Annotated in this window: 26 protein-coding genes and 1 pseudogene; 6 read left to right on the top strand and 21 right to left on the bottom strand. The window is 69.2% G+C overall.

All coding sequences use genetic code 11. From position 1 onward, the window contains the following. The 7 genes and pseudogenes from DW306_RS21605 to DW306_RS09595 form a co-directional block, all read right to left on the bottom strand. Positions 1 to 143 (bottom strand): annotated as a pseudogene (locus DW306_RS21605) (ferredoxin); the annotation flags it as partial. A gap of 90 nt (positions 144 to 233) precedes the next feature. After that, the gene (locus tag DW306_RS09570) at positions 234 to 2,480 is read right to left on the bottom strand and encodes a glycoside hydrolase family 3 N-terminal domain-containing protein (RefSeq protein ID WP_168429275.1); all 2,247 of its coding nucleotides are present in this window, start codon (positions 2,478 to 2,480) and stop codon (positions 234 to 236) included. Beyond that, on the bottom strand, positions 2,480 to 3,580 hold the full coding sequence (locus DW306_RS09575; RefSeq protein ID WP_205814138.1) for an ABC transporter permease: 1,101 nt from the start codon (positions 3,578 to 3,580) through the stop codon (positions 2,480 to 2,482). Before DW306_RS09575 ends, DW306_RS09570 begins: the two co-directional genes overlap by 1 nt. A gap of 1 nt (position 3,581) precedes the next feature. Next, complete coding sequence (locus tag DW306_RS09580; RefSeq protein WP_136055373.1) at positions 3,582 to 4,577, bottom strand: ABC transporter permease; 996 nt, start codon at positions 4,575 to 4,577, stop codon at positions 3,582 to 3,584. Then, positions 4,574 to 5,386 (bottom strand): ATP-binding cassette domain-containing protein, encoded by an 813-nt coding sequence (locus DW306_RS09585; RefSeq protein ID WP_136055374.1) that lies wholly within the window; start codon positions 5,384 to 5,386, stop codon positions 4,574 to 4,576. Before DW306_RS09585 ends, DW306_RS09580 begins: the two co-directional genes overlap by 4 nt. Next, entirely contained in the window at positions 5,383 to 6,207 is an 825-nt protein-coding gene (locus DW306_RS09590; RefSeq protein ID WP_136055375.1) for an ABC transporter ATP-binding protein, read from the bottom strand. Before DW306_RS09590 ends, DW306_RS09585 begins: the two co-directional genes overlap by 4 nt. Positions 6,208 to 6,288: 81 nt before the next feature. Beyond that, positions 6,289 to 7,959, bottom strand: coding sequence for an ABC transporter substrate-binding protein (locus DW306_RS09595; RefSeq protein WP_136055376.1), 1,671 nt, complete (start codon positions 7,957 to 7,959; stop codon positions 6,289 to 6,291). Between the two features lie 127 nt (positions 7,960 to 8,086). On the opposite strand from DW306_RS09595, the gene DW306_RS09600 reads away from it, so the two are divergent. Continuing rightward, positions 8,087 to 8,725, top strand: a complete 639-nt coding sequence (locus DW306_RS09600) for a TetR/AcrR family transcriptional regulator (protein ID WP_136055377.1) — start codon at positions 8,087 to 8,089, stop codon at positions 8,723 to 8,725. A gap of 129 nt (positions 8,726 to 8,854) precedes the next feature. After that, positions 8,855 to 10,069 carry an amidohydrolase gene (locus DW306_RS09605; RefSeq protein ID WP_136055378.1) on the top strand — a complete coding sequence of 405 codons (1,215 nt, stop codon included), beginning with the start codon at positions 8,855 to 8,857 and terminating at the stop codon, positions 10,067 to 10,069. Between the two features lie 74 nt (positions 10,070 to 10,143). Here DW306_RS09605 and DW306_RS09610 read toward each other — a convergent pair whose 3' ends face one another. From DW306_RS09610 to DW306_RS09630, 6 genes are read right to left on the bottom strand one after another with little or no spacing between them, the layout of a single operon-like run. Next, positions 10,144 to 10,737 carry a hypothetical protein gene (locus DW306_RS09610; protein WP_240747141.1) on the bottom strand — a complete coding sequence of 198 codons (594 nt, stop codon included), beginning with the start codon at positions 10,735 to 10,737 and terminating at the stop codon, positions 10,144 to 10,146. 48 nt (positions 10,738 to 10,785) lie between these two features. Further along, positions 10,786 to 11,670: a PfkB family carbohydrate kinase gene (locus DW306_RS09615; RefSeq protein WP_168429276.1), complete on the bottom strand. Its 885-nt coding sequence runs from the start codon at positions 11,668 to 11,670 to the stop codon at positions 10,786 to 10,788. Then, positions 11,652 to 12,125: a hypothetical protein gene (locus DW306_RS21280; RefSeq protein ID WP_168429277.1), complete on the bottom strand. Its 474-nt coding sequence runs from the start codon at positions 12,123 to 12,125 to the stop codon at positions 11,652 to 11,654. Before DW306_RS21280 ends, DW306_RS09615 begins: the two co-directional genes overlap by 19 nt. Before the next feature lie 10 nt (positions 12,126 to 12,135). Beyond that, positions 12,136 to 13,926 carry an IlvD/Edd family dehydratase gene (locus DW306_RS09620; protein WP_136055380.1) on the bottom strand — a complete coding sequence of 597 codons (1,791 nt, stop codon included), beginning with the start codon at positions 13,924 to 13,926 and terminating at the stop codon, positions 12,136 to 12,138. After that, entirely contained in the window at positions 13,923 to 15,293 is a 1,371-nt protein-coding gene (locus DW306_RS09625) for a hypothetical protein (RefSeq protein WP_136055381.1), read from the bottom strand. Before DW306_RS09625 ends, DW306_RS09620 begins: the two co-directional genes overlap by 4 nt. Before the next feature lie 51 nt (positions 15,294 to 15,344). Continuing rightward, entirely contained in the window at positions 15,345 to 16,184 is an 840-nt protein-coding gene (locus DW306_RS09630; protein WP_136055382.1) for a fumarylacetoacetate hydrolase family protein, read from the bottom strand. Positions 16,185 to 16,252: 68 nt separating this feature from the next. Here DW306_RS09630 and DW306_RS09635 point away from each other — a divergent pair, with 68 nt between their 5' ends. Continuing rightward, complete coding sequence (locus DW306_RS09635) at positions 16,253 to 16,933, top strand: hypothetical protein (protein ID WP_136055383.1); 681 nt, start codon at positions 16,253 to 16,255, stop codon at positions 16,931 to 16,933. Positions 16,934 to 17,027: 94 nt separating this feature from the next. Here the strand turns inward: DW306_RS09635 and DW306_RS09640 are convergent, their stop codons facing one another. Genes DW306_RS09640 through DW306_RS09675 form a run of 8 tightly spaced genes read right to left on the bottom strand, consistent with a single transcriptional unit; the run spans position 17,028 to position 23,943 of the window. Continuing rightward, positions 17,028 to 17,708, bottom strand: a complete 681-nt coding sequence (locus tag DW306_RS09640; protein WP_136055384.1) for a polysaccharide deacetylase family protein — start codon at positions 17,706 to 17,708, stop codon at positions 17,028 to 17,030. After that, positions 17,705 to 18,154 (bottom strand): hypothetical protein, encoded by a 450-nt coding sequence (locus DW306_RS09645; RefSeq protein ID WP_136055385.1) that lies wholly within the window; start codon positions 18,152 to 18,154, stop codon positions 17,705 to 17,707. Before DW306_RS09645 ends, DW306_RS09640 begins: the two co-directional genes overlap by 4 nt. Before the next feature lie 4 nt (positions 18,155 to 18,158). Further along, positions 18,159 to 19,004 (bottom strand): class II fructose-bisphosphate aldolase, encoded by an 846-nt coding sequence (locus tag DW306_RS09650; protein WP_136055386.1) that lies wholly within the window; start codon positions 19,002 to 19,004, stop codon positions 18,159 to 18,161. Then, positions 18,998 to 19,777: a DeoR/GlpR family DNA-binding transcription regulator gene (locus tag DW306_RS09655; protein WP_168429278.1), complete on the bottom strand. Its 780-nt coding sequence runs from the start codon at positions 19,775 to 19,777 to the stop codon at positions 18,998 to 19,000. The genes DW306_RS09650 and DW306_RS09655 overlap by 7 nt, the downstream gene beginning before the upstream one ends. Next, complete coding sequence (locus DW306_RS09660) at positions 19,761 to 20,780, bottom strand: D-2-hydroxyacid dehydrogenase (RefSeq protein ID WP_136055388.1); 1,020 nt, start codon at positions 20,778 to 20,780, stop codon at positions 19,761 to 19,763. The genes DW306_RS09655 and DW306_RS09660 overlap by 17 nt, the downstream gene beginning before the upstream one ends. After that, positions 20,777 to 21,688 (bottom strand): carbohydrate ABC transporter permease, encoded by a 912-nt coding sequence (locus DW306_RS09665; RefSeq protein ID WP_136055389.1) that lies wholly within the window; start codon positions 21,686 to 21,688, stop codon positions 20,777 to 20,779. Before DW306_RS09665 ends, DW306_RS09660 begins: the two co-directional genes overlap by 4 nt. Before the next feature lie 9 nt (positions 21,689 to 21,697). Then, on the bottom strand, positions 21,698 to 22,639 hold the full coding sequence (locus DW306_RS09670) for a sugar ABC transporter permease (RefSeq protein WP_136055390.1): 942 nt from the start codon (positions 22,637 to 22,639) through the stop codon (positions 21,698 to 21,700). Beyond that, the gene (locus DW306_RS09675; protein ID WP_240747142.1) at positions 22,639 to 23,943 is read right to left on the bottom strand and encodes a sugar ABC transporter substrate-binding protein; all 1,305 of its coding nucleotides are present in this window, start codon (positions 23,941 to 23,943) and stop codon (positions 22,639 to 22,641) included. The genes DW306_RS09670 and DW306_RS09675 overlap by 1 nt, the downstream gene beginning before the upstream one ends. 178 nt (positions 23,944 to 24,121) lie before the next feature. On the opposite strand from DW306_RS09675, the gene DW306_RS09680 reads away from it, so the two are divergent. The 3 genes from DW306_RS09680 to DW306_RS09690 form a co-directional block, all read left to right on the top strand. Continuing rightward, entirely contained in the window at positions 24,122 to 25,030 is a 909-nt protein-coding gene (locus DW306_RS09680; protein ID WP_136055391.1) for a sugar isomerase, read from the top strand. Then, the gene (locus DW306_RS09685) at positions 25,030 to 25,374 is read left to right on the top strand and encodes a hypothetical protein (RefSeq protein ID WP_136055392.1); all 345 of its coding nucleotides are present in this window, start codon (positions 25,030 to 25,032) and stop codon (positions 25,372 to 25,374) included. Before DW306_RS09680 ends, DW306_RS09685 begins: the two co-directional genes overlap by 1 nt. Beyond that, positions 25,350 to 26,278 (top strand): carbohydrate kinase family protein (locus DW306_RS09690; protein ID WP_136055393.1); only part of this gene is annotated, 929 nt, incomplete at its 3' end. The genes DW306_RS09685 and DW306_RS09690, both read left to right, overlap by 25 nt.

Consider the following 26,278-nt stretch of genomic DNA (forward strand, 5'->3'; position numbering starts at 1 on the left):
GGCTCGCAGGCGCCGCAGTCGACGCACTCGTCCGGATGGATGTACAGGAACCGTTCACCCTCGTAGATGCAGTCGACCGGGCACTCGTCGATGCAGGCCTTGTCTTTGACGTCGACGCAGGGCAGCGCGATCACATAGGTCATCGAGTGTTCTTCGTCCGGGTCATGACTCCAACGTAAAACCTCAACAGCGGTTGAGGTCAAATCGACTGACACCTCTTGACATCGTCCGGCTCAGGCGACCTCGAAACCGGCGGTCTGCAGCACCTCGTCCCGCGAGCTCGGCCCGACGAGCAGCTCGAAGGCGCCTGCCTCGACGACGCGGAGGCCTGCCGCATCCACGATCGTGCAGTCGGCGACCGGCAGCTCCAGCCGCACCCGCACCGACTCCCCCGGCTCGATGTCGACCTGTCGGTAGGTCTTGAGCTCCTTGTCGGTCCAGCTCACGCTGGTCACGGCATCTCGCACGTACACCTGCACGGTCTCGCGCACGGGTCGCTCCCCCGTGTTCGTGACGGTGAGGTGTCCGACGATCGTGTCGGCGACGCCGAGCTCGGTCTTCTCGAGCGTGAGGTCGGAGTACTCGACGGTCGTGTAGGACCGCCCCTCGCCGAACGCCCAAGCCGGCGCCTGGGTGAGGTCGGCGTAGCGGTCGCCGTGCTGGCCGCGGATCTGGTTGTAGTAAGTCGGCTGCTGGCCGACGTGCCGCGCGAACGAGATCGGCAGACGCCCCGAGGGCTCGACGGCTCCGGAGATGATCTCGGCGAGCGCGCGCCCGCCCTGCATTCCGGGGTTCGCCGCCCAGATCACGGCGGCCGCCTGCTGCACGGATGCCGGCAGCACGAGCGGCTTCGAGGCGAGCAGCACCACGACCACGGGCTTCCCGGTCGCGATCAGCGCGTCCAGCAGCGCGTTCTGGCCGCCGATGAGCTCGAGGGTCGCGGTCGACCGTCCCTCGCCGACGAGCTCGATGCGGTCGCCGACCACGGCCACGACGACGTCGGAGGCGGATGCCGCGGCGACGGCCTCGGCGATCAGGGCCTCGTCGGGCTCACATGGCTGCACCACCGACGGACGCGGCTGCCCGTCGGGGAACAGCGCGCCCCGTGCGTCGGCTTCGAGCGTGAGGATGTCGGCCCCGCGGGCGTGCGTGACGCTCCATCCGGAGACTCCCTCCAGTCCGTCGCGCACGGTCGTGATCATGTCGCGCGGCTGCCCGTCGAGCCAGCCCGCCTGGCCCGAGCCGCCGGCCCAGTCGCCGAGCTGCGTCTGCGCGTCGTCGGCGAGCGGTCCGACGACCGCGACCCGCAGCGGCGCCGTCGCGTCGAGCGGCAGCACGCCGTCGTTCTCGAGCAGCACGATCGAGCGGCGAGCCGTCTCGAGGTTGAGGTCCGCGTGCGCGGCGCTGCCGACGACGGCATCCAGCTCCGCCCGCGGCAGGCGCGGGTCCTCGAAGAGGCCGAGCTCGAACTTCAGCGTGAGGATCCGGGCCGCGGCGGCATCGAACGCGTCCTCGGCGAGCAGCCCCTGCGCCACGGCATCCAGCGCTCCCTCGAAGAATCCGGGGGTGGTCATGATCATGTCGTTTCCGGCCCGCGTCGCCGCGGTCGCGGCGTGCGCGATGTCGGGCTGGATGCGCTGCTCCCAGACCATCCGGCCGACGTTGTCCCAGTCGGTGATGAGGGTGCCGGTGTAGCCCCACTCCCCGCGCAGCACGTCGCTGAGCAGCCACTCGTTGGTCGTGATCGGCACGCCGTCCATGGTCTGGTAGCCGAGCATGAAGACGCGGCATCCCTCCTTCGCCACGCGCTCGAACGGCGGCAGGAACCACGACCGCAGCTTGCGCCGCGAGATGTCGGCCTCGCTGGCGTCGCGCCCGCCCTGCGTCTCGGAGTATCCGGCGAAGTGCTTGGCCGTCGCGAGGATCGCGGTGGGATCATCCAGTCCATCGCCCTGATAGCCGCGCACCATGGCGCTGGCGAGTTCGCCGATGAGGAACGGGTCCTCGCCGAACGTCTCGCTCACCCGTCCCCAGCGCAGATCGCGCGAGATGCAGAGCACCGGCGAGAACGTCCAGTGGATGCCGGTGGCGGCGACCTCTTCGGCGGTGGCTCGGGCGACGCGCTCGAGCAGTCCGGCATCCCACGACGCGGCCATGCCGAGCTGGGTCGGGTAGATCGTCGCGCCGGGCCAGAACGAATGGCCGTGGATGCAGTCCTCGGCCACGAGCAGCGGGATCTGCAGCCGGGTCTGCGCGGTCAGCGCGTTCGCCTGCAGGATGCGCTCGGGTGAGGTGTGGAGGATCGATCCCGCCTGCCGGCGCAGGATGTGGTCGTCGAGATCGTCGCGGGCGTCGAGCTGCAGCATCTGCCCGATCTTCTCCTCCAGCGTCATGCGGCCGAGCAGATCGGCGACGCGTTCCGCGATCGAGAGGTCGGGGTTCTGATACGGCAGGGACGTGGTCAGTGTCTGAGAGGTCATCACTTCGAGTTCTGTGTGGTCGTGGTCTTCGACGGCGTGGCCGTCTTCGGGGAGGTCGGGATGCTGCGAACCGCGGTCACCGCGTCGTTCACATCCAGCCCCTTCTTCTTCATGGCCCTGGCCCGCTCACCGGCCGAGCGCAGGCGCGGGTTGACGTACTCGTCGATGCCGAAGTTGATCAGCGAGAGGGCGACGCCGAGCAGGGCGATGCAGAGCCCGGCGGGCACGTACCACCACCAGTAGTTCGGGAACGCGCCGTTCTGCTGCGCCCAGTACAGGATCGTGCCCCAGTTGAGGTTCGTGATCGGGATGACGCCGATGAAGGCGAGCGTCGTCAGGCCGAGCACGGCGGCGGTCACGGTGCCGACGAAGCTCGACGCGATGATCGCCATCAGGTTCGGCAGCATCTCGACGAAGATGATGCGGCGCAGCGGTTCGCCGTTCGCCCGCGCCGCCTGGATGAAGTCGCGGTTGCGCAGCGACATCGTCTGCGCGCGCATCACGCGCGCGCCCCACGCCCACCCGGTGAGGGCGAGCACGGCGGCGATCAGCACCAGCGGCGGGTTCTCGAACTGCGAGGCGACGATGATGATCAGCGGCAGTCCGGGGATCACCAGGAACACGTTGGTCAGCGCCGAGAGCGACTCGCTGCGCCAGCCGCGGGTGTAGCCCGAGACGACGCCCATGATCACCGCGATGAAGGTGCCCATGATGCCGGCGAGGAAGCCGACGATGAGCACGCCGCGGGTGCCGTAGATGATCTGGCTGAGGATGTCCTCGCCCATGTGGGTCGTGCCGAGCAGGTGCTGCAGCGACGGCGCCTGGCGGAGCGCCGTGTAGTCCTTCTCGAGGGGTCCGTACGGGGCGAGCAGGTCGCTGAAGATCGCGACGAGCACGAAGACGCCGAGGATGATGAGCCCGGCGAGCGACTTGCGGTTGCGGAACATCGCGAACGAGGCGCCGAGCTGCGACCGGAAGGTCTTCTCGGCGGGCGGCTTCACGGCGGGTGTCCGGAGCGTGGCCGTCTCGGGCATCCCGGTCGGCGCCGTGGGGGCGTCCGCCGATGCGGCGGCGTTCTCTGCTGAGGGGGAGAGTGTCATCTCAGGCCTCCGACTGTCGGGTGCGCGGATCCAGCACCGCATACGCGATGTCGGCGAGGATGTTGGCGAGCAGGACCGCCATCGTGATGATGAGGAACAGTCCCTGCATGAGCGGGTAGTCCTTCGCGGTCGTGGCGTCGAGCAGAAGCTTGCCGACACCCGGGTACGAGAACACCATCTCCATCACGATCGTGCCGCCGACGATGAAGCCGATCGACAGCGCGAAGCTCGAGAGCTGCGGCAGCACGGCGTTGCGCGCCGCGTACCGCCAGAGCACCCGGCGGTTCGGCATGCCCTTCGCCTGCGCGACCGTGATGTAGTCCTCGTCGAGCACGGTCAGCATCATGTTGCGCATGCCGAGGATCCAGCCGCCGAGCGACGCGATGACGATCGTCAGCACGGGCAGAGCGCCGTGCGCGATCACCTGGCCGATGAAGTCGAGGGTGAGCTCGGGGCTCGATCCCTTGTCGTACGCGTGGGATGCCGGGAACCAGCCGAGGGTCGTCGACAGCACGGCGATCGCGATGAGCCCGAGCCAGAAGTACGGCACGGTGCTGAAGAACGTCGAGATCGGCACGATGACGTCGGCACGGCTGCCGCGGCGCCATCCGATGATCGCACCGCCCGCCGTGCCGATCAGGAACGAGAGGATCGTCGCGACGCCGACCAGGCCGACGGTCCACGGCAGCGCTCCGGCGATGACCTCGCCGACGGGCGCGAGGCCGTTCGAGAACGACCGGCCGAGATCGCCGGAGAAGAGCAGCTGCCAGTAGTCGAGGTACTGCTGCCAGACCGTGGTGTTCTGGTCGAGCCCGAAGAGGATGCGCAGCGCGCGCTCGGCCTCGGGACTGATCTGCCCGGCGTTCTTCTGCATGTACGCGGTGACCGGGTCGCCCTTGAGCATGCGGGGCAGGAAGAAGTTGATCGTGATCGCGGCCCACGCCGTGAACAGGTAGAACGCGACGCGGCTGGCGATGAAGCGGACGGGGATTCTCATGCGTCTCCTCCGAACGGCTGCCGCGCCGGTGCGGCGAAGTGCTTCTCCGGATCGGGCGAGGCTGCGCGCAGCTCGCGTGTGTACGGATGCTGGGGGTTCAGGATGACGTCGTCGGCGGTGCCGTGCTCGACGACCTTGCCGTGGTGGAGCACCATGATCTCGTCGCTGAAGTGGCGGGCGGTGGCCAGGTCATGCGTGATGTACAGCACGCCCAGGCCCTCCTCGCGCTGCAGATCGGCGAGCAGGGTCAGCACGCCGAGGCGGATCGACACGTCGAGCATCGACACCGGCTCATCGGCGACCAGCAGCGACGGGCGGGATGCCAGGGCCCGCGCGATCGCGACCCGCTGGCGCTGCCCGCCGGAGAGCTCGTGCGGACGGCGGTCGATCACGGCATCCGCATCGAGGCGCACCTTCTCGAGGAGCCGGCGCACCTCGGACTCGACCTGATCGCTCGGCACCACGGCGTCGAGACGCAGGGGCCGCTCCACGTGATAGCGGATCGAGTGGGCCGGGTTGAGCGACGCGAACGGATCCTGGAAGACCATGCGCAGCTGCTGCCGGTAGCGGCGGAGGCCGCGGCCGCGGCGCGGGATGGGCGTGCCGTCGAGCAGCACCTGCCCCGCTGTCGGCGTCTCGAGCTGCGTCAGGATCTTCGCGATCGTCGACTTGCCGCTGCCGGACTGCCCGACCAGCGCGATGGTCTGCCGGTCGCGCAGGGTGAAGCTGACGTCGTCGAGCGCGAGCAGAGGGGCGGCGCCTCGCACGCGGTAGCGCTTCGACACGTTCTGGAATTCGAGGAGCGTCATCGGACCAGCACCCCTCGCTCGCCGGTGAGGCGCGGGAACGACGCGAGCAGCTTCTTCGTGTACTCGTGCTGCGGGCGCTCCCACAAGTCGCGGGCGGTGGCCAGCTCGATGATCTCGCCCGCGCGCATCACGGCGATGCGGTCGCTGATCTCGAGCAGCAGCGGAAGGTCGTGGGTGATGAAGATCACCGAGAAACCGAACTCGTGGCGGAGCTGCGAGATCTGCCGCAGGATCTCGCGCTGCACCAGCACGTCGAGGGCGGTGGTCGGCTCGTCCATGACCATGAGCTGGGGGCGCAGCGCGAGGGCCATCGCGATCATCACGCGCTGGCGCATGCCGCCGGAGAGCTCGTGAGGGTAGGAGCGGATGCGCTCCTTGCCGACGGCGACGAGCTCGAGGAGCTCTTCGGCCGCGGCGCGGCGCTCGCGGCGGCTGAGGTCGGGGCGATGCACCTCGAACACGTCCTCCAGCTGGGCGCCGATCGTCGCGACCGGATTGAGGGCGTTCATCGCGCCCTGGAAGACCATCGACACCTTGTCCCAACGGAAGCGCTGCATCGCGTCGGCGTCGAGCGCATTGATGTCGACGTCGACGCCGGAGGCATCGTGGAAGGTCACGCTGCCGCCGGTGATGACGGCGGGGGCGCGCAGCAGGCGCTGGATGCCGTAGGCGAGCGTCGTCTTTCCGCATCCGCTCTCCCCGGCGAGGCCGAGGATCTCGCCGCGCTGCAGCTCGAGCGTCACGTTCTTCACCGCCTCGACGGGCGGTTCGACGTCGTACACGACCGAGAAGTCGCGCACGCTGAGAAGGGGGTCAGGCATGGGGGTATCGCTTTCGTGGGGGCAGGAGCGGTGCCCCGGGGTCCCTCGACAGGCTCAGGAACCCCGGGCACCGCACCCGACTTACTCGGCCGGCTTCAGCTTGGTGAGGATCAGCGGCACGGTGACCAGTGTGGGGTCAGCCGTCGCGTACTGGTCGTCCTCGCCGGGCCATCCGACGTAGCCCCGGGTGTTGTACTCGCCCAGCACCGGGTGGGTGCCGACCGGGATGACCGGAACGTCCTCGACGAAGATCTTCTGCACCTCTTGGATCGCGGCGGTGCGCTCCTCGTCACTCCCCGACGTGGCGTAGGTGTTCAGCAGCTCGGTGGCCCGATCGTTCTCGTAGCGCCCGAAGTTGAAGTCCACCTCGTCGCCGGTGAGCAGCCAGCGGCCGTCCATGGTGTCGGAGTAGAGGTCGTACGGCGTGGTGCCGCCGTCGACCCAGTGCATGATCGCGTCGAAGTCGCCGCTGCGCTTGTTCGCCCACCAGGTGTCGGCGTCGGGGGTGTCGACCTTCGCGTCGGCGCCGAGGGTCTCCTTGACCTGGTCGGCGATCAGGCTGATGCCGGTGACGTAGTCGTTCCATCCCTGAGGCACCTGCAGCGTGAACGAGACCGGCTCGCCGTCCGGGTCGATCAGGGCGTCGCCGTCCCAGGTGTATCCGGCGTCCTCGAGGATCCCGCGGGCGCCCTCGACATCGAGCGAGAACTCCTCGCCCTCGAACTCGGGAGCGATGTACTGCTCGCCGATCGGGGTCGGGAGGCCGGTGACCGAGGTGAGCTCCGGACCGGCATTCTCGCGCGCGATCTCGGTGTGGGCCGCACGGTCGATGACCATGTTCACGGCCTGGCGGAAGGCGAGGTCGTTGAAGGGCTTCTGCTGGTGGTTGACGAAGAGCACGTCGGGCGCCAGGTTGTTCGCCGCCCAGAACACGTTGTGCTCCGGGTCCTTATCGACGAAGGCACTCTGCACGTCGGGGATGAAGGCCTGCGCCCAGTCGGCGTCGCCGTTGGCGAGGGCCGTCGTGAGGGCCGTGTTGTCGTTGTACGAGATGTAGTACAGCGTGGGCACGGCCAGGTCGCCGCCCCAGTAGTCGTCGCGCGCCTGCAGCGTGACGGACTGGCTGCTGAACTTCTCGAGCGTGTACGGGCCGGTGCCGACCGGGTCGGGTGCGACCTCGGTCGTCGGGTCGGCGATGTCCTTCCAGATGTGCTCGGGCACCATCGGGATGTGCAGCACCTGCGACTGCTTCACGAACTTCGACTCGCCGAAGGTCAGCACGACGTTGTCGCCGTCCTTCACGATGTCGGTGAGCTGGATGTTGCCGGTGTCGAACGCGGGGGTCTTGCGGATCATGTCGTACGAGAAGACGACGTCGTCGGCGGTGAACTCCTCGCCGTCGCTCCAGGTCACGCCCTTGCGTGGGGTGACGGTGAGCTGCGTGTAGTCGTCGTTCCACTCGACCTTCTCGGCGAGCCACGGGGTCGTCTCGTTGTCGCCCACGGGATTGACCATGGCGAGGGGTTCGAAGATGACGTTCTTGTAGCCGAGCTTGTTGGCCGACGAGTCGCCGACCCAGGGGTTGTTCGACTCGGTGGTGATGGCGCCGTCGGGCTTGGCGATGGTGAGTGCGGGCGACTCTCCGGAGCCGCCGCCGTCGTTCGAGCCGCCGCCGGCTGCGCACCCGGCGAGGACCGAGGTGCTGAGGGCGGCGATCGCCGCGACGGCGATCAGAGATCTTCTGAGCTTCATTGCTTCTCCTTGGGCACGGTCATTGTGCTGCGTGGGGGACATTTCACTTACTGTCGAGAAAGTAAGTGGTTGTGAGGTTACCCACTGGTAAGTTCATTGGCAAGTACGAGTCGGAGAGGAGCACCGCGTGACGGATGAGAAGTCGCGAGTGCGTCCGTCGACCCGTGCGAAGCGCGAGCAGATCCTCAAGGCCGCGGTCGAGATCTTCGGCAACAAGGGCTCGACCAACGGCACTCTCGCCGACGTCGCCGAGCAGGTCGGCATCACGCACGCCGGGGTGCTGCACCACTTCGGGTCGAAGCAGAAGCTGCTGCTCGAGGTGCTCTCCTACCGCGACCAGGCGGATGTGGCCGACCTCGAGAAGAAGCACATCCCCGGCGGTCCCGAGCTCTTCCTGCATCTCGTGCGCACGGCCTTCGCCAATGAGAAGCGCCCCGGCATCGTCCAGGCGTACACCGTGCTCTCGTCGGAGTCGGTGACCGACGACCACCCCGGTCGCGACTACTTCGAGGAGCGGTACACGACGCTGCGCCGTGAGGTCACCGCCGCCTTCCACGAGCTGTGCGCGCAGGAGGGCGTCGACGACCCGCAGAGCATCGCCGCCGCATCCGCCGCGATCCTCGCGGTCATGGACGGGCTGCAGCTGCAATGGCTCCTGCATCCGGGAGAGATCGAGCTCGGCGCCGCGAGCGAGTACGCGATCCGCGCGATCGTCAACGGCGTGCTGCACCCGGGTCCCGCGCTGGAGACCTACGCCCGCGAGTAGGGCGCACTCTCACCCTTCGCCGACCGGCCCCCCTCTGTGCGAGCCACCCCTCTGCATCGCGAGTCGGAGGGCCGGGTCGCACGCAAGGGGCCGGGTCGGCGCATGGCGGGCCCGAGTAGGCTCGGGCTCATGACGATCGACCTCGAAGCGCTCTACATCGACCTGCACCAGCATCCCGAGCTCTCGTTCCAGGAGACGCGCACCGCCGGCATCGCCGCCGCACACCTGCGCGAGCTGGGTCTCGAGGTCGAGGAGGGCGTCGGGGTCACCGGCGTCGTCGGGGTTCTCGAGAACGGCGACGGTCCGGTCGTCTGGGTGCGCGCCGACATGGACGCCCTGCCCGTCGAGGAGCAGACCGGGCTGGCGTACGCGAGCACCGCGAAGGGCGTCGACCCGTCGGGCAACACCGTGCCGGTGATGCACGCGTGCGGGCACGACATGCACGTCACCGCGATGATCGGCGCCGTCGAGAAGCTGGTCGCCGAGAAGGCCGACTGGACGGGCACCCTCGTCGTGCTGATCCAGCCCGCCGAGGAGTACGGCGCCGGCGCACGGGCGATGCTCGACGACGGCATCCTCAGCCGCTACCCGAAGCCCGATGTCGTGCTCGGTCAGCACGTGACCCCGCTCCCCGCCGGCGTCATCGGCGTGCGCAGCGGCACCCAGATGGCCGCATCCGACGGGCTCACCGTGATCCTCCATGGCCGCGGCGGCCACGGCTCGCGACCGCACTCCACGATCGACCCGATCGTGATGGCCGCGGCCACCGTGATGCGGCTGCAGACCATCGCCTCCCGCGAGATCGACCCGCAGGGCGTCGGCGTCGTCACCGTCGGCTCGATCCACGCCGGGCTGAAGAACAACATCATCCCGGCCGAGGCGACGCTCGAGCTGAGCCTTCGCTACCCGAACGACCAGGCCCGTGAGAAGGTGCTCGCGAGCGTCGAGCGCATCGTGCGCGCCGAGGCCCAGGCGTCCGGCGCCGAGCGCGAACCCGAGATCCACACCCTCCACACGCTGCCCGCCACGATCAACGACGAGGATGCCACGGCGCGCGTGACCGCAGCGCTGCAGCGAGCGCTGGGCGAGGATGCCGTCATCGATCCCGGTATGTTCACGGGCAGCGAGGATGTCTCCTGGTTCGCCCGGGATGCCGGCGTGCCCCTGGTCTTCTGGTTCTGGGGCGGCGTCGACCCGACGCGCTTCGCCGAGGCCGCCGCGGCCGGCCGGCTGAACGAGGACATCCCGACCAACCACTCGCCGTTCTACGCACCGGAGATCCACCCGACGATCGAGGTCGGCGTGACCGCCCTGTCGTCGGCCGCCCGCGAGTTCCTCGGCTAGCCGTTTCGAATCGCGCACCTGGTCGGCCTGTGGGTCGGATGCCGACCATTCGGGCGATTCGAACGTGATGTGGGTCAGTTCGGCGGGCCCGGCACGCACCCCGGCGGCTCGGAGTTGCCGCTGATCGTGAAGTCGCCGCAGGTGAGGAAGCGCTCCTGGTTCACCCCGAGCAGGAATGACGCGACGCCGACGAGCACGACAGCCGCCACGACGAGGACCCGTCTCCCCCGGCTGATGTCCTCGCCGAACTCCGGCCACATGACACGGGCCAGCACCCAGATCGTCGCGGGCACGCTCAGCAGCGCGACGAAGATGGCCACCAGATCCAGGACGAAGGCTCCCAGGTCGTCTTCCTGGAGCGGCAGCGCGGTGAGCACGAGCCACAGCGTCGGCACCAGGAGAGCGAGGGCCTTGAGCACCCGCGGTCGGCCCCGGGGCTGGAACAGCACGACGATCAGCGCTCCGATGGATGCCGCCCAGACGGTGAGCAGCTGATCGAAGAAGAACGTCCCCCAGGCTCCCAGCGTGAACGCCGGCCACCACACGGCGACGCTCATCGCGACGATGACCACTCCGGTCGCCCGCGCGGATGCCGATGTGCGTCCACCCCGGGTCACGGCAGCCGGAAGCGTCTCGTCTGCACCGGCCTCATCGGATGGGATGTTCACGCGCTCACGGTAACATCGCGCCCGCCGGTCCCCCCGCTGCGGCGCGGACTACGCCAGCACGCCCTGCCCGGGCCCCTGGGCGTTGCGCTCCGCGGCGTCGCGCGCGATCTCGAGAGCGGCCGCGAACGGCGCACCGCCGTCGAGCCCGGTCAGCAGCCCGCCGAAGAAGGAGTCGCCGCTGCCCGCGGGGAAGCGGCCGACGGCACGCGGCGGCGCGAGGTGGTGGAGCTCGCCGGCGTAGAGCCCCGCTCCGCCGCGCACGCCGTCGGTCACCACCGCATCCACCCCGAACTGCTCGTGTAACGCCTCGCAGGCCGACACCGCGTCGGGCAGCTCCCGGCCGAGCAGCTCGGAGGCCTCGGCGCGGTTCACCTTGAGGAGGTCGCTCTGCGGAGCGAGCTGCGCGAGCGCGGGTCCCGAGGTGTCGACGGCGATGCGGGATCCTCGCGCGCGCACCTCGGCGAGGAGCGCGGCGAGCTCGGCCGGCGGCACCCCCGGAGGGATGCTGCCCGACACGGCCGTCCAGCGCTCCGCACGAGCCGTTCGCACGGCGTCGGCGAACCCCCTCCACTCCTCCGGAGAGAACCCGGTCGCCGGTTCGTAGACATCGGTGCTCGAGGCGCCGCCGAGGGCCTCGACCAGCGCCAGGCACGTGCGGGTCTCCGCGGCGAGCGCGATCGTGGTCGTCGGCACGTCCTCAGCCTCGAGCCGGCCGCGGATCCACTCCCCGTTCGCACCGCCGAGCGCCACCGTGACTCTGACATCGGCGCCCAGTGCGCGCGCGACACGGGCGGCGTTCAGCGCCTTCCCTCCCGCGACCCGGGTCGTGCGCGTCGGGCGGTTGATCTCGCCGGACTCCAGCGCATCGAGCTCGTATGTCACGTCGACCGCAGGCGACAGGGCCAGCATCGAGATCACGGCCGGCGCTCCCACGGCCGGACGGTCCCGAGGATGCGGGGCCGCCCGTCGGCGAGCACCTCGAGTGCGGCATCCGACACCTCCTGCGGAGAATGCCAGCGGGTCGACACGCCGTCGTCGACCCATCCCAGCAGGAGCACGTCAGGGGCGAGCCGGGGTTCGATCCCGTGCGCCGGATCGGCTGCCGCGCTCGTGCGCACGAGAACGACGCGCCCGTCGACGGCGGCGGCGATCCGCGGAAGGCTGAGCGCGGTGACCGCGGGCTCGTAGACGATCGCCGCCGTCCACCGCGCGGCGCCGAGCGCCAGGTCGAGGGCGGGGAGGTCGTGGGCGTCGACATGCAGGCCGTTGACACCCGCCGGCGAGTGCCCGCGCCGGCTGATCCCGGTCACCTCCGCACCGCGCTTCACCAGAGCGGATGCCGCAGGCGCGAGGATGCCGGACGCGCCGACGACGAGTACCGAGGTCATGCGCTCCAACCTAGAACGCCTGCGGGCCTACCGACGCCCCCGACTTCCCCTGGAGGAAATCGAGGTCGCAGCCTTCGTCCGCTTGCGTGACGTGTTCGATGTAGAGGCGGGTCCAGCCGCGCTCGCTGTTCGGCACGACCGGCGCGACCCACTCGGCACGACGGCCTTCCAGTTCCTCGTCGGAGACGTGCATGTGCAGCGAGCGACCGGAGACATCGAGCGTCACGGTGTCGCCGGTGCGGATGAACGCCAGGGGTCCGCCGGCCGCAGCCTCGGGCACCACGTGCAGCACGACCGTGCCGTACGACGTGCCGCTCATGCGCGCATCCGAGATCCGCACCATGTCGGTCACGCCCGCTTCGAGGATCTTCCGCGGCAGTGCGAGGTTGCCGACCTCCGGCATCCCGGGGTAGCCCTTCGGTCCGACGTTGCGCACGACGAGGATGTCGTCGGGCGTGACGTCGAGATCCGGGTCCTCGGCATCGGCGAGGTACGCCTGCAGCGAGTCCCAGACGAGCGCGCGCCCGGTGTGCTGCATGAGCTCGGGGGCGGCGGCCGACTGCTTGATGACCGCGCCGCGCGGGGCGAGGTTGCCCGTGAGCACAGCGATGCCGGAGCCGACGGGCTTCACCGGGTTGTCGAGCGGACGGATGACCTCGCGGTTGAACACCTCCGCTCCCGCGTAGTTCTCGCCGAGGGTCGCCCCCGTGACGGTGAGCGTGTCGCGGTGCAGCAGGTCGCCGAGGGTCTCCGCGAAGCCGGCGGTGCCACCCGCGTACTCGAAGTCCTCCATGAGGAAGCGCCCGCTGGGCATGAGGTCGGCCAGCACCGGGATGTCGCGCACGAGCGTGTCGAAGTCGTCGATCGTGAGCTCGACGCCGACCCGACGGGCGAGCGCGAGCAGGTGGATCACGGCGTTCGTGGAACCGCCGAGTGCCGCGTTCGCCCGCACGCCGTTCTCGAACGCCTTGCGAGTCAGGATCTTCGAGGGACGCAGGCCTTCGGCGACCATCTCGACGATGCGACGACCCGCGAGGTGCGCGGCCGTCGCGCGACGGGAGTCGTTGGCGGGGAGGGATGCCGTGCCCGGCAGCTGCATGCCCATGTACTCCGAGATGCAGGCGAGCGTCGATGCGGTGCCCATGGTCTGGCAGTGCCCCTGGCTGCGGGCCATGCAGCCCTCGGCCTCGGTGATCGCCGTGTCGTCGATGAGCCCGGCGCGATACGCCTCGGTGAACTTCCACACCGAGGTGCCCGAGCCGATGTCGGTGCCGCGGTGCTTGCCGTTGAGCATCGGGCCGCCCGTGATGAGCAGCGCGGGGAGATCGACGGATGCCGCGCCCATGAGGTATGCGGGCGTGGTCTTGTCGCAGCCCGCGAGCAGCACGACGCCGTCGAGGGGGTTCGAACGCAGCGTCTCCTCGAGGTCCATCGCCATGAGGTTGCGGAGCAGCATCGCGGTCGGGCGCACGATCGGCTCGCCGGCCGAGGTCGTCGGGAACTCGAACGGCACGCCGCCCGCCTGCCAGATCCCGCGCTTGACGTGCTCGGCGAGGGCGCGCAGGTGGATGTTGCAGCTGGTCAGCTCGCTCCACGAGTTCGCGATGCCGATGATCGGCCGGCCGCGGAACGAGTCGTCCGGCAGTCCCTCGCTGCGCAGCCACGACCGGTGCATGAACCCGGTCTTGCCCTCGGCGCCGAACCATTTCTGGCTGCGGAGGCCCGTGCCCCACTCGTGCTCGCCCTGCGGAGCGTACTTCTCGAAGGGCTCGTGCGTCGAGCCGATGTTCTGGGCGCTCATGCGAACCTCGGCAGGTGCTGCGCCTGTGCGGCGATGAGGTCGTCGGTGAGGGCCGTGGCCCGGTCGGCGTCGAAGATGGCGCCGTCGGCGATCATCGCCTCGACCACCAGGTCGCGGTTCCCGGTCAGGGCCGCCTCGACGGCGAGATCGACCGACGTCAGGCGGCGGGCGAGGATCGCCGTGAGCGGCTTGCCGAGGTCGGGGACAGAGATCGGACGGATGCCGCGGGCCGTGGCCACACCGGGGATCTCGACGGCCGACCACTCCGGCAGCCCGGGAACCGCGCCGTTGTTCACGACGTTGCAGCTGAACATCTCGCGCGAGTCGAACGTGATCGAGCGGATGATCGCGATCAGCTGCTCCTGCTCGCCGCCGGAGCGCTCGAAGATCGACTGGTCGAGCGGCTCCTCGCCGAGCGCCTGGCGCTTCATGCCCTGGTAGCGGTTCTCGCCCCACTCCAGGATCTCGGGGAGGCTGAACGCGTCGATGCCGAGCTTCTTGCCGTAGTAGTCGCCGCTCTGGAACCGCTCGGGGAAGAACTCCACGACGTGCCGGTCACCGGCGGCGGCGAAGGCTCCGTAGCGCTCGAACAGCTCCCAGGCGAACGGGTTGTGCCACGCCGTCGGCTTCTCGTAGAAGATGTTCCCGATGTCGGCGGGGTCGGGCGCCTCGGCGAGCTCGGCGCGCACGCGCTCGCGGATCAGCGGCCAGGCATCCTGCCCCTTCCAGCGGAAGTCGTAGATGAACGTGAGGTGGTTGATGCCGGCGTACAGCGTCGAGGTCTCGTCGAAGGGCGCATCGATGAGCTGCGCGAGCTCGCGCTGGATGTGATGCATGCCGTGACAGAGGCCGACGACGTCGAGACCGGTCTGCTGGTGGATGGCCTGCACGTTGGCGGTCATCGGGTTGGAGTAGTTGAAGAAGAACGCCTCGGGGGCCAGCTCGGCGATGTCGTGCGCGATCTCGACCAGCACCGGGGTCGTGCGCAGCAGCCGCGAGATTCCGCCGGGCATGATCGAGTCGCCCACCGGCTGGTAGATCCCGTGCTTCTGCACGATCTCGTGGTCGAGCTGCCAGGCCGGGCGACCGCCCACGCCGACGCAGGTGACGATGAAGTCGGCGCCGGCGAGCACCTCGCGGCGATCGGTGGATCGCACCACCCGGATGCTGTCCTCGACGCCGCGGGCGACCACCATGGCCTCGGCGAGGTCGGCGGCGACGCCGAGCGCCACGGCATCCACATCGACGAGACGGATCTCCCATGCCCCGAGATCCTCGGCGCTGATCAGGTCCGCGAGCAGGCCTCGGGTGAAGACGGCGGATCCGGCCCCGATGAGGACGAGGACGCGGCGGTCGGTGGTGGTCATCGTTGAGTTCCGATCAGTGCGCGGGCGGTCAGGGGCTCAGGCCGTGGAGGCTCAGGCCGTGAGGCGGGAGCGGTGGACGAAGCGGTTGCGAAGCTCGCCGATGCCCTCGACGCCGGCCGTGACGACCTCATCGTGCTGAAGGTAGCGCGGCGGGGTGCGGAAGGCGCCTGCTCCTGCGGGCGTGCCGGTGAGGATCAGGTCGCCGGGCTCGAGCGTGACGCCGTCGCTGACGAACGCGAGGATGGTGGGCACGTCGAAGATCATCTCGGCCGTGTCGTCCTCCTGCAACAGCTCGCCGTCGACCTCGGCGTAGATGCGGTGGCCCGCGGGGTCGCCGAACTCGTCGGGCGTGACGAGCTCCGGCCCCAGGGGTGTGAACGTATCGAACGACTTGCCGCGGGTCCACTGCACGTCGCCGAACTGCACGTCGCGGGCCGACACGTCGTTCGCGACCGTGTAGGCGGCGACGTCGTCGAGCGTGGCGGGCGTCTCACCGCCGCAGCGGCGGCCGATGACGAGGGCGAGCTCGGACTCGAAGTCGACGCCCTGCGTGAGGTGGTCCGGCACCACGACGTCTGCCGTGGGGCCGGTGATCGAGGTCGCGTACTTCGCGAACGTGAGCGGACGCTCCGGCTGGGTGAAGCCGGTCTCCGCGGTGTGGTCGACGTAGTTCAGTCCGACGGCGATGATCTTGCCGGTGCCGGCGACCGGGGCGAGGAGCTCGAGATCGCCGAGATCCACGACGCTCCAGTCCGCGGAGGCTCCCGATCGCCCGCTCTCCAGAGCGGCGAGCGCGTCATCGGGGTGCGACTCCGGCGCGAGCCGGGACTGACCGGCATCCGTGATGACGATGCGCGGGCTGCCGTCGACGAGGGCTCTGGCGATTCTCATGCTTCTCCTTCGAAAGGTCGTGGGAGCAATGTTGTCACAAACACCCACAAATGAGCAAGAATAAGCAAATGCATTCAGAGATCATCATGACGGTAGGCGGGATTCGTCCGATCGCCGGGCGCGTCTCGCTGGCGCAGGGGGTCTACGGAGCCCGGGGGAACCTCGAACTCGTCGCCTGCGATGCGACCGACGGGCTCTGGGTCTTCTGGTTCAACGCCGACGGCCCCGATGACCCTCTCGACACCCCCGACGTGCCACCCGGGCAGTGGAGCAGGGGCCTCGCATTCGCGTCGGGCTCGCGGTACCGCGACGCGCAGATCGTGCAGTCGACGTTCGGTCCCGATCATCTCGAGGTGCTCGCGCTGACCGATGCCGGTGTGCTCGAGAGCTGGTACTGGTCGCCCGGCCCCGGCTTCGTGCGGCGCGGGACGGATGCCGCGGCATCCGTCCGCCGATTCCGACTCGCTCATCGCGACGGCATCCTCACCGCAGACATCGAGCGCGAGGACGGGACCACCGCAGTCCTCACGTCGGGAGTCCAGTACTACCCGCAGCGGGTCTGGGCGGCGGTCGACGGCGCGGCCGTCGTGGACGATCCGAGCGCGGAGGAGATGCTGCGCGCCCACGGCATCCGCGATGTGGTCGAGGGCACCGCTCGCGCTGCACGCTCCAGGCGTGATGGCGGCACGACCGAGCTCACCTGGCGCGACCGCCGCGGCCGCATCCGCCATCTCGGCATCAGCGACTGATCTGCGCACGCCCGCCGACCCGCCCCTTTGAGTACGAGCCACCCCCTTGCGAGCGTCCACAAGGGGGCGGCTCGTACGTAAAGGGGCCGCTCGGCTAGTTCACGCGGTGGATCATCGTGTTCGCGAACTGGTAGCGGTAGCCCGCATCCTTGACGGCCTGGTCATGACGCGGGTTCTGTCCGTAGGACGAGCCGTGCAGCCAGACGAACGCGGGCGCCTCCTGCCCGGTGACCGCCTCGAGCTGCGCCTTCGACTCGACGACCTCGCGGCGGATGTCCTCGTCGGACAGCACCGTGTCGAACCCCTCGTGGTGGGCGGTGTGCGGGAAGACGACATGCCGCTGCGAGACCTCGGCGACCTCGTCCCAGCTCATCGCGATGCGGCCGCCCTTCGTGTCCTCCTCGACGAGCGAGATCCAGTGCGCGCGGGCGAACGCCTCCTGGTGCTCGGGGTCGCAGTCGACGAACGACGTCGCGATCGGGAACCAGCCGGTCAGGCCGTACTGGTCGCAGAGCGGAGCGGCGACCGAGATCGAGTTGCGGTACCCCTCGTAGAAGACCGGGATGAGACCCGGCTTGTCCTTGTGCCAGGTGCCCGTCTCGAACAGCCGGTCGAGGTCGTCGAGCGTGACGGGCGCGTAGTCGCGGGCGAAGCCGGCGAGCTCCTTCTCGAGCTCGTCACGCGCGCCCCGCGGAGTGGAGTGGTAGTTGACCACGCGGATGAAGTGGCCGTTCGCGAGCTGCTCCCGCTGCGCGTCGAAGGAGGGCTTGGTCATGCGAGGTTTCCTTCCCCGGTGAGGATCGGATCGATCGGGTCGGATGCCGCGGGCGCGACAGGATCGGATGCCGAGGCACCGACCACCGCGGGCTCATCGGCCTCGGTGATCGGCGTCGCTCCGGGCGCGAAGTGCGTGTAGGCGAGGACCTGCATCGCGGTGATGACGGCTCCCTCGTCGTCGACGCGGGCGAACGGCACGAGGGCGTCGCGGTACCGGTCGAGCACGGCGAGGAATGCGGTGCCCTCGGCGCGCTGCGCATCCGACCCGGCCACCGGGATCGGCCCGCGCTCGTCGGCGAGTCCGAGCACCATCGGGATCCCCTCCCGTTCGAGGCGGCGGTCATGGCAGGCGCGCATCAGACCGACGATGTCGCCGGCCTCGAGCAGCGCCGCGGCGCTGGGCTCGCCGTCGTGCGACGACGGCCCCTGGACGGTTGCGGACATGTTCCTACCTCTCCTGGTCGGTGGGTACGGGGTTCGAGATCACGTCGAGCAGCTGCGCGACCTCGGCGGCGATGGCGTCGCGCGCGGCGCCCAGCGCCCGACGCGGGTCGACGCGGTCGCCGAGTTCGGCGCGGAGCGCGTTCGTGTACGCGGCCGACAGCTGGGTGCCGACGTTGACCTTGCGGATGCCGGCGGCCACGGCCGCGCGGATGCCCTCGGCGCCGACGCCCGACGAGCCGTGCAGCACGAGCGGCACGGGCACGGCTGCGGCGAGACGCTCGATCAGCGCGATGTCGAGCTCTGCGGTCTGGCTGGTCATCGCGTGCGAGGAGCCGACCGCGACGGCGAGGGCGTCGACGCCGGTCGCGGCGACGAACGCGGCAGCCTCGGCCGGGTCGGTGCGCACACCGGGAGCGTGGGCTCCGTCCTTGCCGCCGATCTCGCCGAGCTCCGCCTCGATCCAGAGCCCGAGCTCCTGACCGCGGGCGGCGACGCGAGCGGTCGCCGCGACGTTCTCGGCATAGGGCAGGGTCGATGCGTCGAACATGGCGGACGCGAACCCGAGCCCGGCCGATTCCAGGACCAGCTCTTCCGACTCGCAGTGGTCGAGATGCAGCGCGACGGGCACCGCGGCGTCATCCGCGAGCGCCCGGCATGCCGCCGCGATCGGTGCGAGTCCGCCGTGGAAGCGCACCGCGTTGTGGCTGATCGAGAGCAGTACCGGCAGTCCGGCTCGCTCGGCTCCGGCGACGATCCCCTCCGCATATTCGAGGGTGATGACGTTGAAAGCGGCGATGGAGGGCAGGCTCGCGCCCAGCCCCACCGCCGTGAGGGCGGGTGGGATCAGCATGTCTCGACGGTCACCCCCGCATCGCGCAGGCGCCCGAGCAGGGCGGCATCCGCTCCGTCGTCGACGATCAGTCGGGAGATGCCCTCGATCGGAACCAGCCGCGCGGGACCGCGCCGCGCGAGCTTGGAGTGGTCGGCGAGCACGATGAGCTCGCGGGCCGAGGAGGCCAGCGACCGGTCGGTCTGGGTCTCGGAGAGGTTCGTGCCGGTCACACCCATCTCGGCATCGACGCCGAAGGCGCCGGTGAACACGCGGTCGATGCCGAACTCGTCGAGCCCGGCGATCGTGAGGTGTCCGAGCAGGCTCATCTCGGTGCGGCGCAGCAGCCCGCCGAGCACGATGATGTCGATGTCGGGGAACTGCGACAGCCGGCTGACGACGCTGAGGCTGTTGGTGAGCACGGTGAGTCCGGGGATGCCGCCGAGGAACGGCAGCATCGCCTCGGTCGTCGTACCGCCGGTGATCAGGACGGTCGAGTTCGGCGTGATGTAGGCGGATGCCGCGCGGCCGATGCGCTGCTTCTCCTCCGCGAACGCGACCTCGCGCTGCGGACGGAGGGGCTCCACGTCGTCATCGACCTGCGCCGCGCCGCCGTGCACGCGCTCGACGAGCTTCTTGTCCTGCAGCTCGTTCAGGTCGCGACGCACGGTCGACGTGCTCACGCCGAGCAGCTTGGCCATCTCGCTGACCGAACCGGCACCGTAGGTGCGGATGTAGTTGAGCAGCTCGCGCTGACGCTTCGGCCCGATCAGGGGCTCAGTAACCGGCTGCACGGTCCACCTCATTCAGCAAGGGCCGGTTCTCGGCCAGTCGGGTCAGGTTCTCGACGACGAGGTCGAGTGTCTGTGCATGATACTGCGGGGCCAGTCCCGCGACGTGGGGGGTGATCAGCGCGCCGGGTTCCGTCCACCACACCGAGTCGGTTCCCAGCGGCTCCTCGTCGAATACGTCGAGGGCGACGCCGCCGATGCGTCCATCGCGCAGCCTCTCCAGGAGCGCCCGCTCATCGACGATGCCGCCACGGGCGATGTTGACGACGAACGCGCCGTGCGGAAGCAGGTCGAGCTGCGCGGGTCCGATGAGTCCGCGGGTGAGCTCGGTGAGCGGAACGACCACCACGAGGAAGTCGCTGCGACGCAGCACCTCGTCGAGCCGGTCGATCGGGAAGAGCTCGGCCGGGTCGTCGTCGATCGTCTGACGGCCGGTGTCGAACTTCTCGGCTGTCCCTCCGGATGCCGCGACGCGGGCTCCCGAGCGGCTGACCCCGAGCACGGTCATCCCGAACGTCGTGGCGAGCCGGGAGATCTCGCGTCCGATCCGCCCGTACCCGACGATGCCCACGGTCGCCCCCGACAACTGCCGCGGCGTGAGCGACGCGAGCCGCTCGGCGTTCGACGGCCAGGAGCGATCCAGACGGTGCCGCGCGATGAGCGGCATCCGATGCGAGAGCTCGAGGATCGACATCAGCGCGTACTCGGCCATCGGCACCGGAGCGATGCCGCCGAGCGTCGCGATGGGCACGCCGCTCTCCCACAGCGTCGTGCCGCGCACATGATCGACGCCCGAGGTGTCGAGCTGCACGAGCCGCAGTGCGGGGACGTCGACTGATGCCGGGAGCCACTCGCTCGTGTGCAGCAGGTCGACGGCGGCGAGCACCTCCGCCGACGGCGGCGTGTCCGGTGTCATGCGATGCACCGCGACCTGCGGCATCCGCTTCTGCAGCTCGTCGAACCAGGAGTCCGGCAACGGGAGCGAACAGAGGTACGTCAGGGTCATTTGATCCCGCTCCGGGCGAAGCCCTGCACGAAGTAGCGCTGGAAGAAGATGAACAGCAGCACCATCGGCAGCACGGCGATCAGCGCGAGCGCCATGATCGCGTTGTAGTCGGGCGACGTCTGGTTCTTGAGATAGAGCAGTCCGATCGGAAGGGTGAACAGCTGGTTGTCGTTGAGGGCGATCAACGGCCAGGCGAAGTCGTTCCAGCTTCCCATGAGCGTGAGCAGGGTGAGCACCGCGATCAGCGGCTTGCACAGCGGCAGCACGACCTGCAGGAAGATGCGGAAATGCCCGGCGCCGTCGATGCGGGCGGCCTCGATGATCTCGTCGGGGATGCCGATGAAGAACTGCCGCGCGAGGAAGATGCCGAACGCGGCTGCCGCTCCCGGCAGGATCACACCCCAGTAGGTGCCGAAGATCCCGAGACCCGACACGAGCTTGAACTGCGCGACCATGATGGCCTGCACGGGGATCATCATCGTCGCGAGGGCGAGGATGAACACCGCGTTGCGACCGCCGAAACGGAGGCGGGCGAAGGCGTATCCGGCGAGCAGGTTCACGAACACGGTGAGCGCCGTGACGATCGCGCCGATCACGACCGAGTTGCCGAACCAGTCGATGACCGGCACCCGGTCGAAGACCTTGGCGAAGTTCTCGAGCGTGAGGGTGCTCGGCCAGAGCCGCAGACCGGGTTCGAAGACCTCGCCGCGCGGCGAGAACGCGACGACGAGCATCCAGTACAGCGGGAAGATCACGATGAGCGAGACGACCGCGGCGATCAGCGTGCGCCAGACGATGCCCTTGCGCGACTGGCTCTGCCGACGACGACGACGCTGCACGCGTGCGGCGCCCTTGTCGCCGAGCAGCGCCGCGTCGGCGATCTGCACGACAGTGGTGGTTTCAGCCATGATGCACTCCTACTCCGCCAGGTCTCGCGTGCGACTGGTCTTCCACTGGATGAAGGTGAAGATGAGCGTGATGATGAGGATGACGATGCCGATCGCGGCGCCGTATCCCTGCTCCCTGATCTGGAAGCCGTTGCGGTACGCGTAGGTCACGAGCACCGACGTCGAGTTGCCGGGGCCGCCGCCGGTCATCACGAAGATCAGGTCGAACACCTGGAACGACGCGATCACGTTCATGATCAGCAGGAAGAACGTCGACGGACCGACGAGCGGCACGGTCACCGACCGGAACTGCTGCCAGCGGCTGGCGCCGTCGATGCGCGCGGCTTCGTACAGCTCGGGCGAGATCGACTGGAGGCCGGCCAGGTAGATGATCATGTTGAACCCCAGCCGCAGCCAGACCGCGGCGATCATGACCGAGATCATCGCGGGACCGCCCTGCGACTGCCAGCCGACGGAGTCGAGGCCGATGGCGTTCAGGATCTTGTTCACGAGACCGTTCGACTCGTAGAACATGATCACCGCGATCATGCCGGAGGCGACACCGGAGATGACCATCGGCAGCACGATCGCGGTGCGGAAGATCCCGCGGGCGGGAAGCACCGAGTTCAGCAGCACCGCGAGACCGAGGCCGCCCAGCAGCTCGATCGGCACGGTCACCGCGGTGAACAGCATGGTCTGCAGCAGGCTCTGCCAGAAGACCGGATCGGAGACCAGGCGGACGTAGTTCTCCAGCCCCACCCACTCCGGGTCGCCGAATCCCTTCGTCTCCTGGAAGGAGATGATCGCCGCCCAGATGATCGGGACGAACAGGAACAGCGACATCAGGACGAGATTCGGAGCGGCGAAGCTCCAGCCGACGAGAGACTCTCGCAGGCGGGCGGTCCGCTGACCCGCCCGCGGCCGGGGCGACGCGACAGCGTTGCCCCGGTCGCGGGTGGACAGAGCAGTCATTACTTGGCGGCTTCCTCGATGGCGGCCGACAGGTTCGCGAGCGTGTCGGCGGTGGACTGCCCGCCGATGAACGCGGCCTCGAGCTGGTCCTGCAGCGCCGTGTTGATCGCGGCCATGGCCGGGGAGGTCAGCTGCTTGACGTCGCTCGGCTCGATCGTGCCCGCCTGGTCGACGAACACCGGCATGACGTCGGGGCGCACCTTGAACTCCACGGCGTCGCCTTCGAGGTCGAGGCGGGTCGGCAGCTCGTTGGTGTTGGCGCAGAACTCGCTCATCGCGTCGGCCGAGACCATGAACTTGAGGAACTCCGCAGCCAGCTCCGGGTTCTTCGTGCCCTTCGTGGCGACCAGCGCGTTGCCGCCGAGGTCGGTCGCACCGCGCTCGTCCTTCGGCATCGGGATGGCCGTCCAGTCGAACTTCGCGAGCGAGTCGATGTCGGGCACGAGGAACGAGCCGGCGAAGGCCATCGCGACCGTGCCCTCGGTGAAGAGGTTGTCGGCGTAGACGGTGCCCTTGGTCGAGCTCGTCGGCGGGACCCACTCGTTCTCGAAGAAGCTCTTCGTGAAGTCGAGGGCCTTCTCGCCCTCGGGCGAGTCGATCGTCGCAGAGGTGCCGTCGAGGAACGTGCCGTTCGCCTCGAACAGCCAGCTCAGCCAGCGAGGTGCGCCGCCGAGCTGCCAGTTGTACGCGAAGGGGTACTTGTCGGCCGGGAGGGCGCCGCGCAGCTGTGTGGCGACGTCGGCGAACTCGTCCCACGTCCAGGCGTCGTCCTGGGTGGTGGGGAGGGTCGCCGGGTCGATGCCGGCATCCGTCAGCATCTGCGTGTTGACGAGGAGAGCCGACACATCGGTCTGGTGCGGCACTCCGTAGGGTGCGCCGTCGAACGACACGGCCTCCCACATCGCGGGGGTGAACTCGGCCACCTCGTCGTCGGAGAAGTACTCGCTCAGGTCGAGCAGCTGGTCCTGGCTCGAGTAGACGCCGAGGTTGCCGTAGTCGACGCGGAAGAGGTCGGGGGCCTTGCCCGACGAGAGCTGCGCATCGATGTTCGAGAACATCTGGTCGTAGGGCACCACATTGAGCTTGATGTCGACGCCGTCGTGGTCGGCCTCGAACTGCTTGATGAGGTCCTTGAAGGTAGTCTCCTCGGACTCGCTGCCCCAGGTGGTGAAGGTGAGGGTCTGGTCGCCGCCCTCGTCGCTCGATCCGCCGCCGCCGCCGAAGCCGGCACAACCGGAGAGCACCATGGCGCTGACAGCGCCGATGCCGACGATGCCGATGAGGCGCTGATTTCTGATTCTCACGCGTCGATCTCCTCTGGTGATGTCGCCGTCAGCCCGGGTGCTGCGTGGCGTCCGTTCGTTGCAGTATTCAACAACCTGCTCAATCCGTCAAGAACTTTCATTCCTTGCTCATTTCTGATTGAATCTGCACAGATCGTCGCCACATGCGCGCCGACGGAGAGACCTGAAGGACCACGATATGAACGACAGCATCGTCGGAACGGGCGCCATCACCCGGGCAGAGCTCACGAGCCAGCCCGAGATCTGGCAGCAGGCACTCGACCTCGCCGAACGCCATCGTGCTCTTCTCCCCTCCGCGGGCGAGAAGGTGCTGATCGTCGGCTGCGGCACCTCCTATTACATCGGCGACGCGTACGCGTACCTCCGCAACGATGCGAAGCTCGGACGCACCCGCGCCGCCATCCCCAGCGAGCTCGACTGGATCGACGACGACGAGCACATCGTGGTCATCTCCCGCTCCGGCACGACGCAGGATGTCGTCGACCTCGTCGAGCGCTACGGCGCGACCCACCGCATCACCGCGATCCTGGGCGACACCGACACTCCCCTCGGCCTGCTGTGCGCCGACCGCACCGTGCACCTCGACTTCGCCGACGAGAAGTCGATCGTGCAGACGCGCTTCGCCACGACCGTGCTGACCGTTCTCCGCGCCTCGATCGACCAGGCGCCCGCGGACCTCGTCGACGATGCGCGCAGCGCCCTCGCGGCGGAACTGCCCACCGACCCCGCACACGTGCAGCACATCGTCTTCCTCGGACACCGCTGGACCAACGGCCTCGCTCAGGAAGCCGCACTGAAGGTGCGCGAGTCCGCCGGCTTCTGGACTGAGGCGTACTCCATGTGGGAGTACCAGCACGGCCCCATCTCGTGCGCCGGGCCGAACACTCTCGTCTGGTTCCTCGGCGAGGCGCCCGACGTCATCGCCGACGACGTGCGATCGACCGGGGCAGCCGTCTACGTGAACGACCTCGACCCGCAGGCGAATCTGCCGCTCGCGCACCGACTGGCCGTCGACCTCGCGGCGCTGCGCGGACGCAACCCCGACACGCCTCCGTTCCTGAACCGCTCGGTCCTCGTCACCGACTGATGCCCGTCATCACGATCGCCACCATCCCGCATGCCGCGGAGCGCGAGCTGCTGCAGGGCGTGGCGGATGCCGTCGCCGACGCACTGGAGCTCGCCCCCGGCGACGTGATCGCGATGTCGATCCCCGTGCGCACGACCGTGACGAACGGGGCGACGACGGATGCCGATGCGGACCCGTGGGCGCTCATCAGCATCCACGGCTCCGACCGCGGTGCCGAGAAGACCGGACGCGCGTGCGAAGCCGCACGCCGCGCCGCGGCAGACTGGAGTCGTCGGCAGGTCGCGGATGGCGGAGTCGACCTGGAAGGGGTGTGGTGCGAATGGCTGCTGCCGCAGCATCCATAGGCCGACTGCTCGTCGTCGGCGAGCTGTGCGTCGATCTGATCATCGAGGTCGATGACGAGATCCGCTTCGGGCAGCACGAGCAGATCGTGCCGAGGACGACCCTCACCATGGGCAGCTCGTCGGCGATCACGGCGTGCGGCGCCGCGGCATTGGGCGTCGACACGCGCCTGATCAGCGTGCGCGGAGACGACACGTTCGGCCGCTTCCTCGACGCCGAGCTCCGCGAACGCGCGGTCGACACCGCCGGCGTGCGCGTCGATCCCACCCTCCCGACCGGAGCCTCCACGCACCTCACGCGCCCGAGCGGCGACCGCGGCATCCTCACGTCGATGGGATCGATCGGGACCGTCCGCTCCGCGGACGTGACAGCCGCCGACCTGGCATCCGCCGCGCACCTGCACATCGGCAGCTACTTCCTCCAGCACGCACTGCAGGCCGACGCACCCGCGCTGTTCCGCGCTGCACGTACCGCGGGGCTGACCACGTCGCTCGACGGCAACTTCGACCCGGAGGAGCAGTGGGACTCCGGCATCCTCGCGCTGATGCCGCACGTCGACGTCTTCTTCGGCAACGAGGAGGAGCTGACGGGCATCACGGGCACGGGCGGCATCGACGCCGCGATCGAGAGTCTCCTCACGATCATGCCGGCGGATGCCGTCGTCGTCGCGAAGCTCGGCGCCGAGGGCGCGATCGCCGCACGGCTCACGGGCACCGGCATCGAACGCGTCGGCGCTTCGGTTCCTCCCCTGGAGACGGAGCTCGTGGACACGGTCGGCGCCGGCGACACCCTCGCGGCCGGCTTCCTCGCCGCACGCCTGTGGGGCGAAACCGTCGATCGAGCCCTCGCCTTCGCCGTCGCCTGCGGCACCGCATCCACCCGCGGCAGCGGCGGGGTGGGCGCGCA

Origin of the sequence: Microbacterium sp. K24, from assembly GCF_004794465.1 — a bacterium.
In the GTDB taxonomy this organism is placed as follows: domain Bacteria; phylum Actinomycetota; class Actinomycetes; order Actinomycetales; family Microbacteriaceae; genus Microbacterium.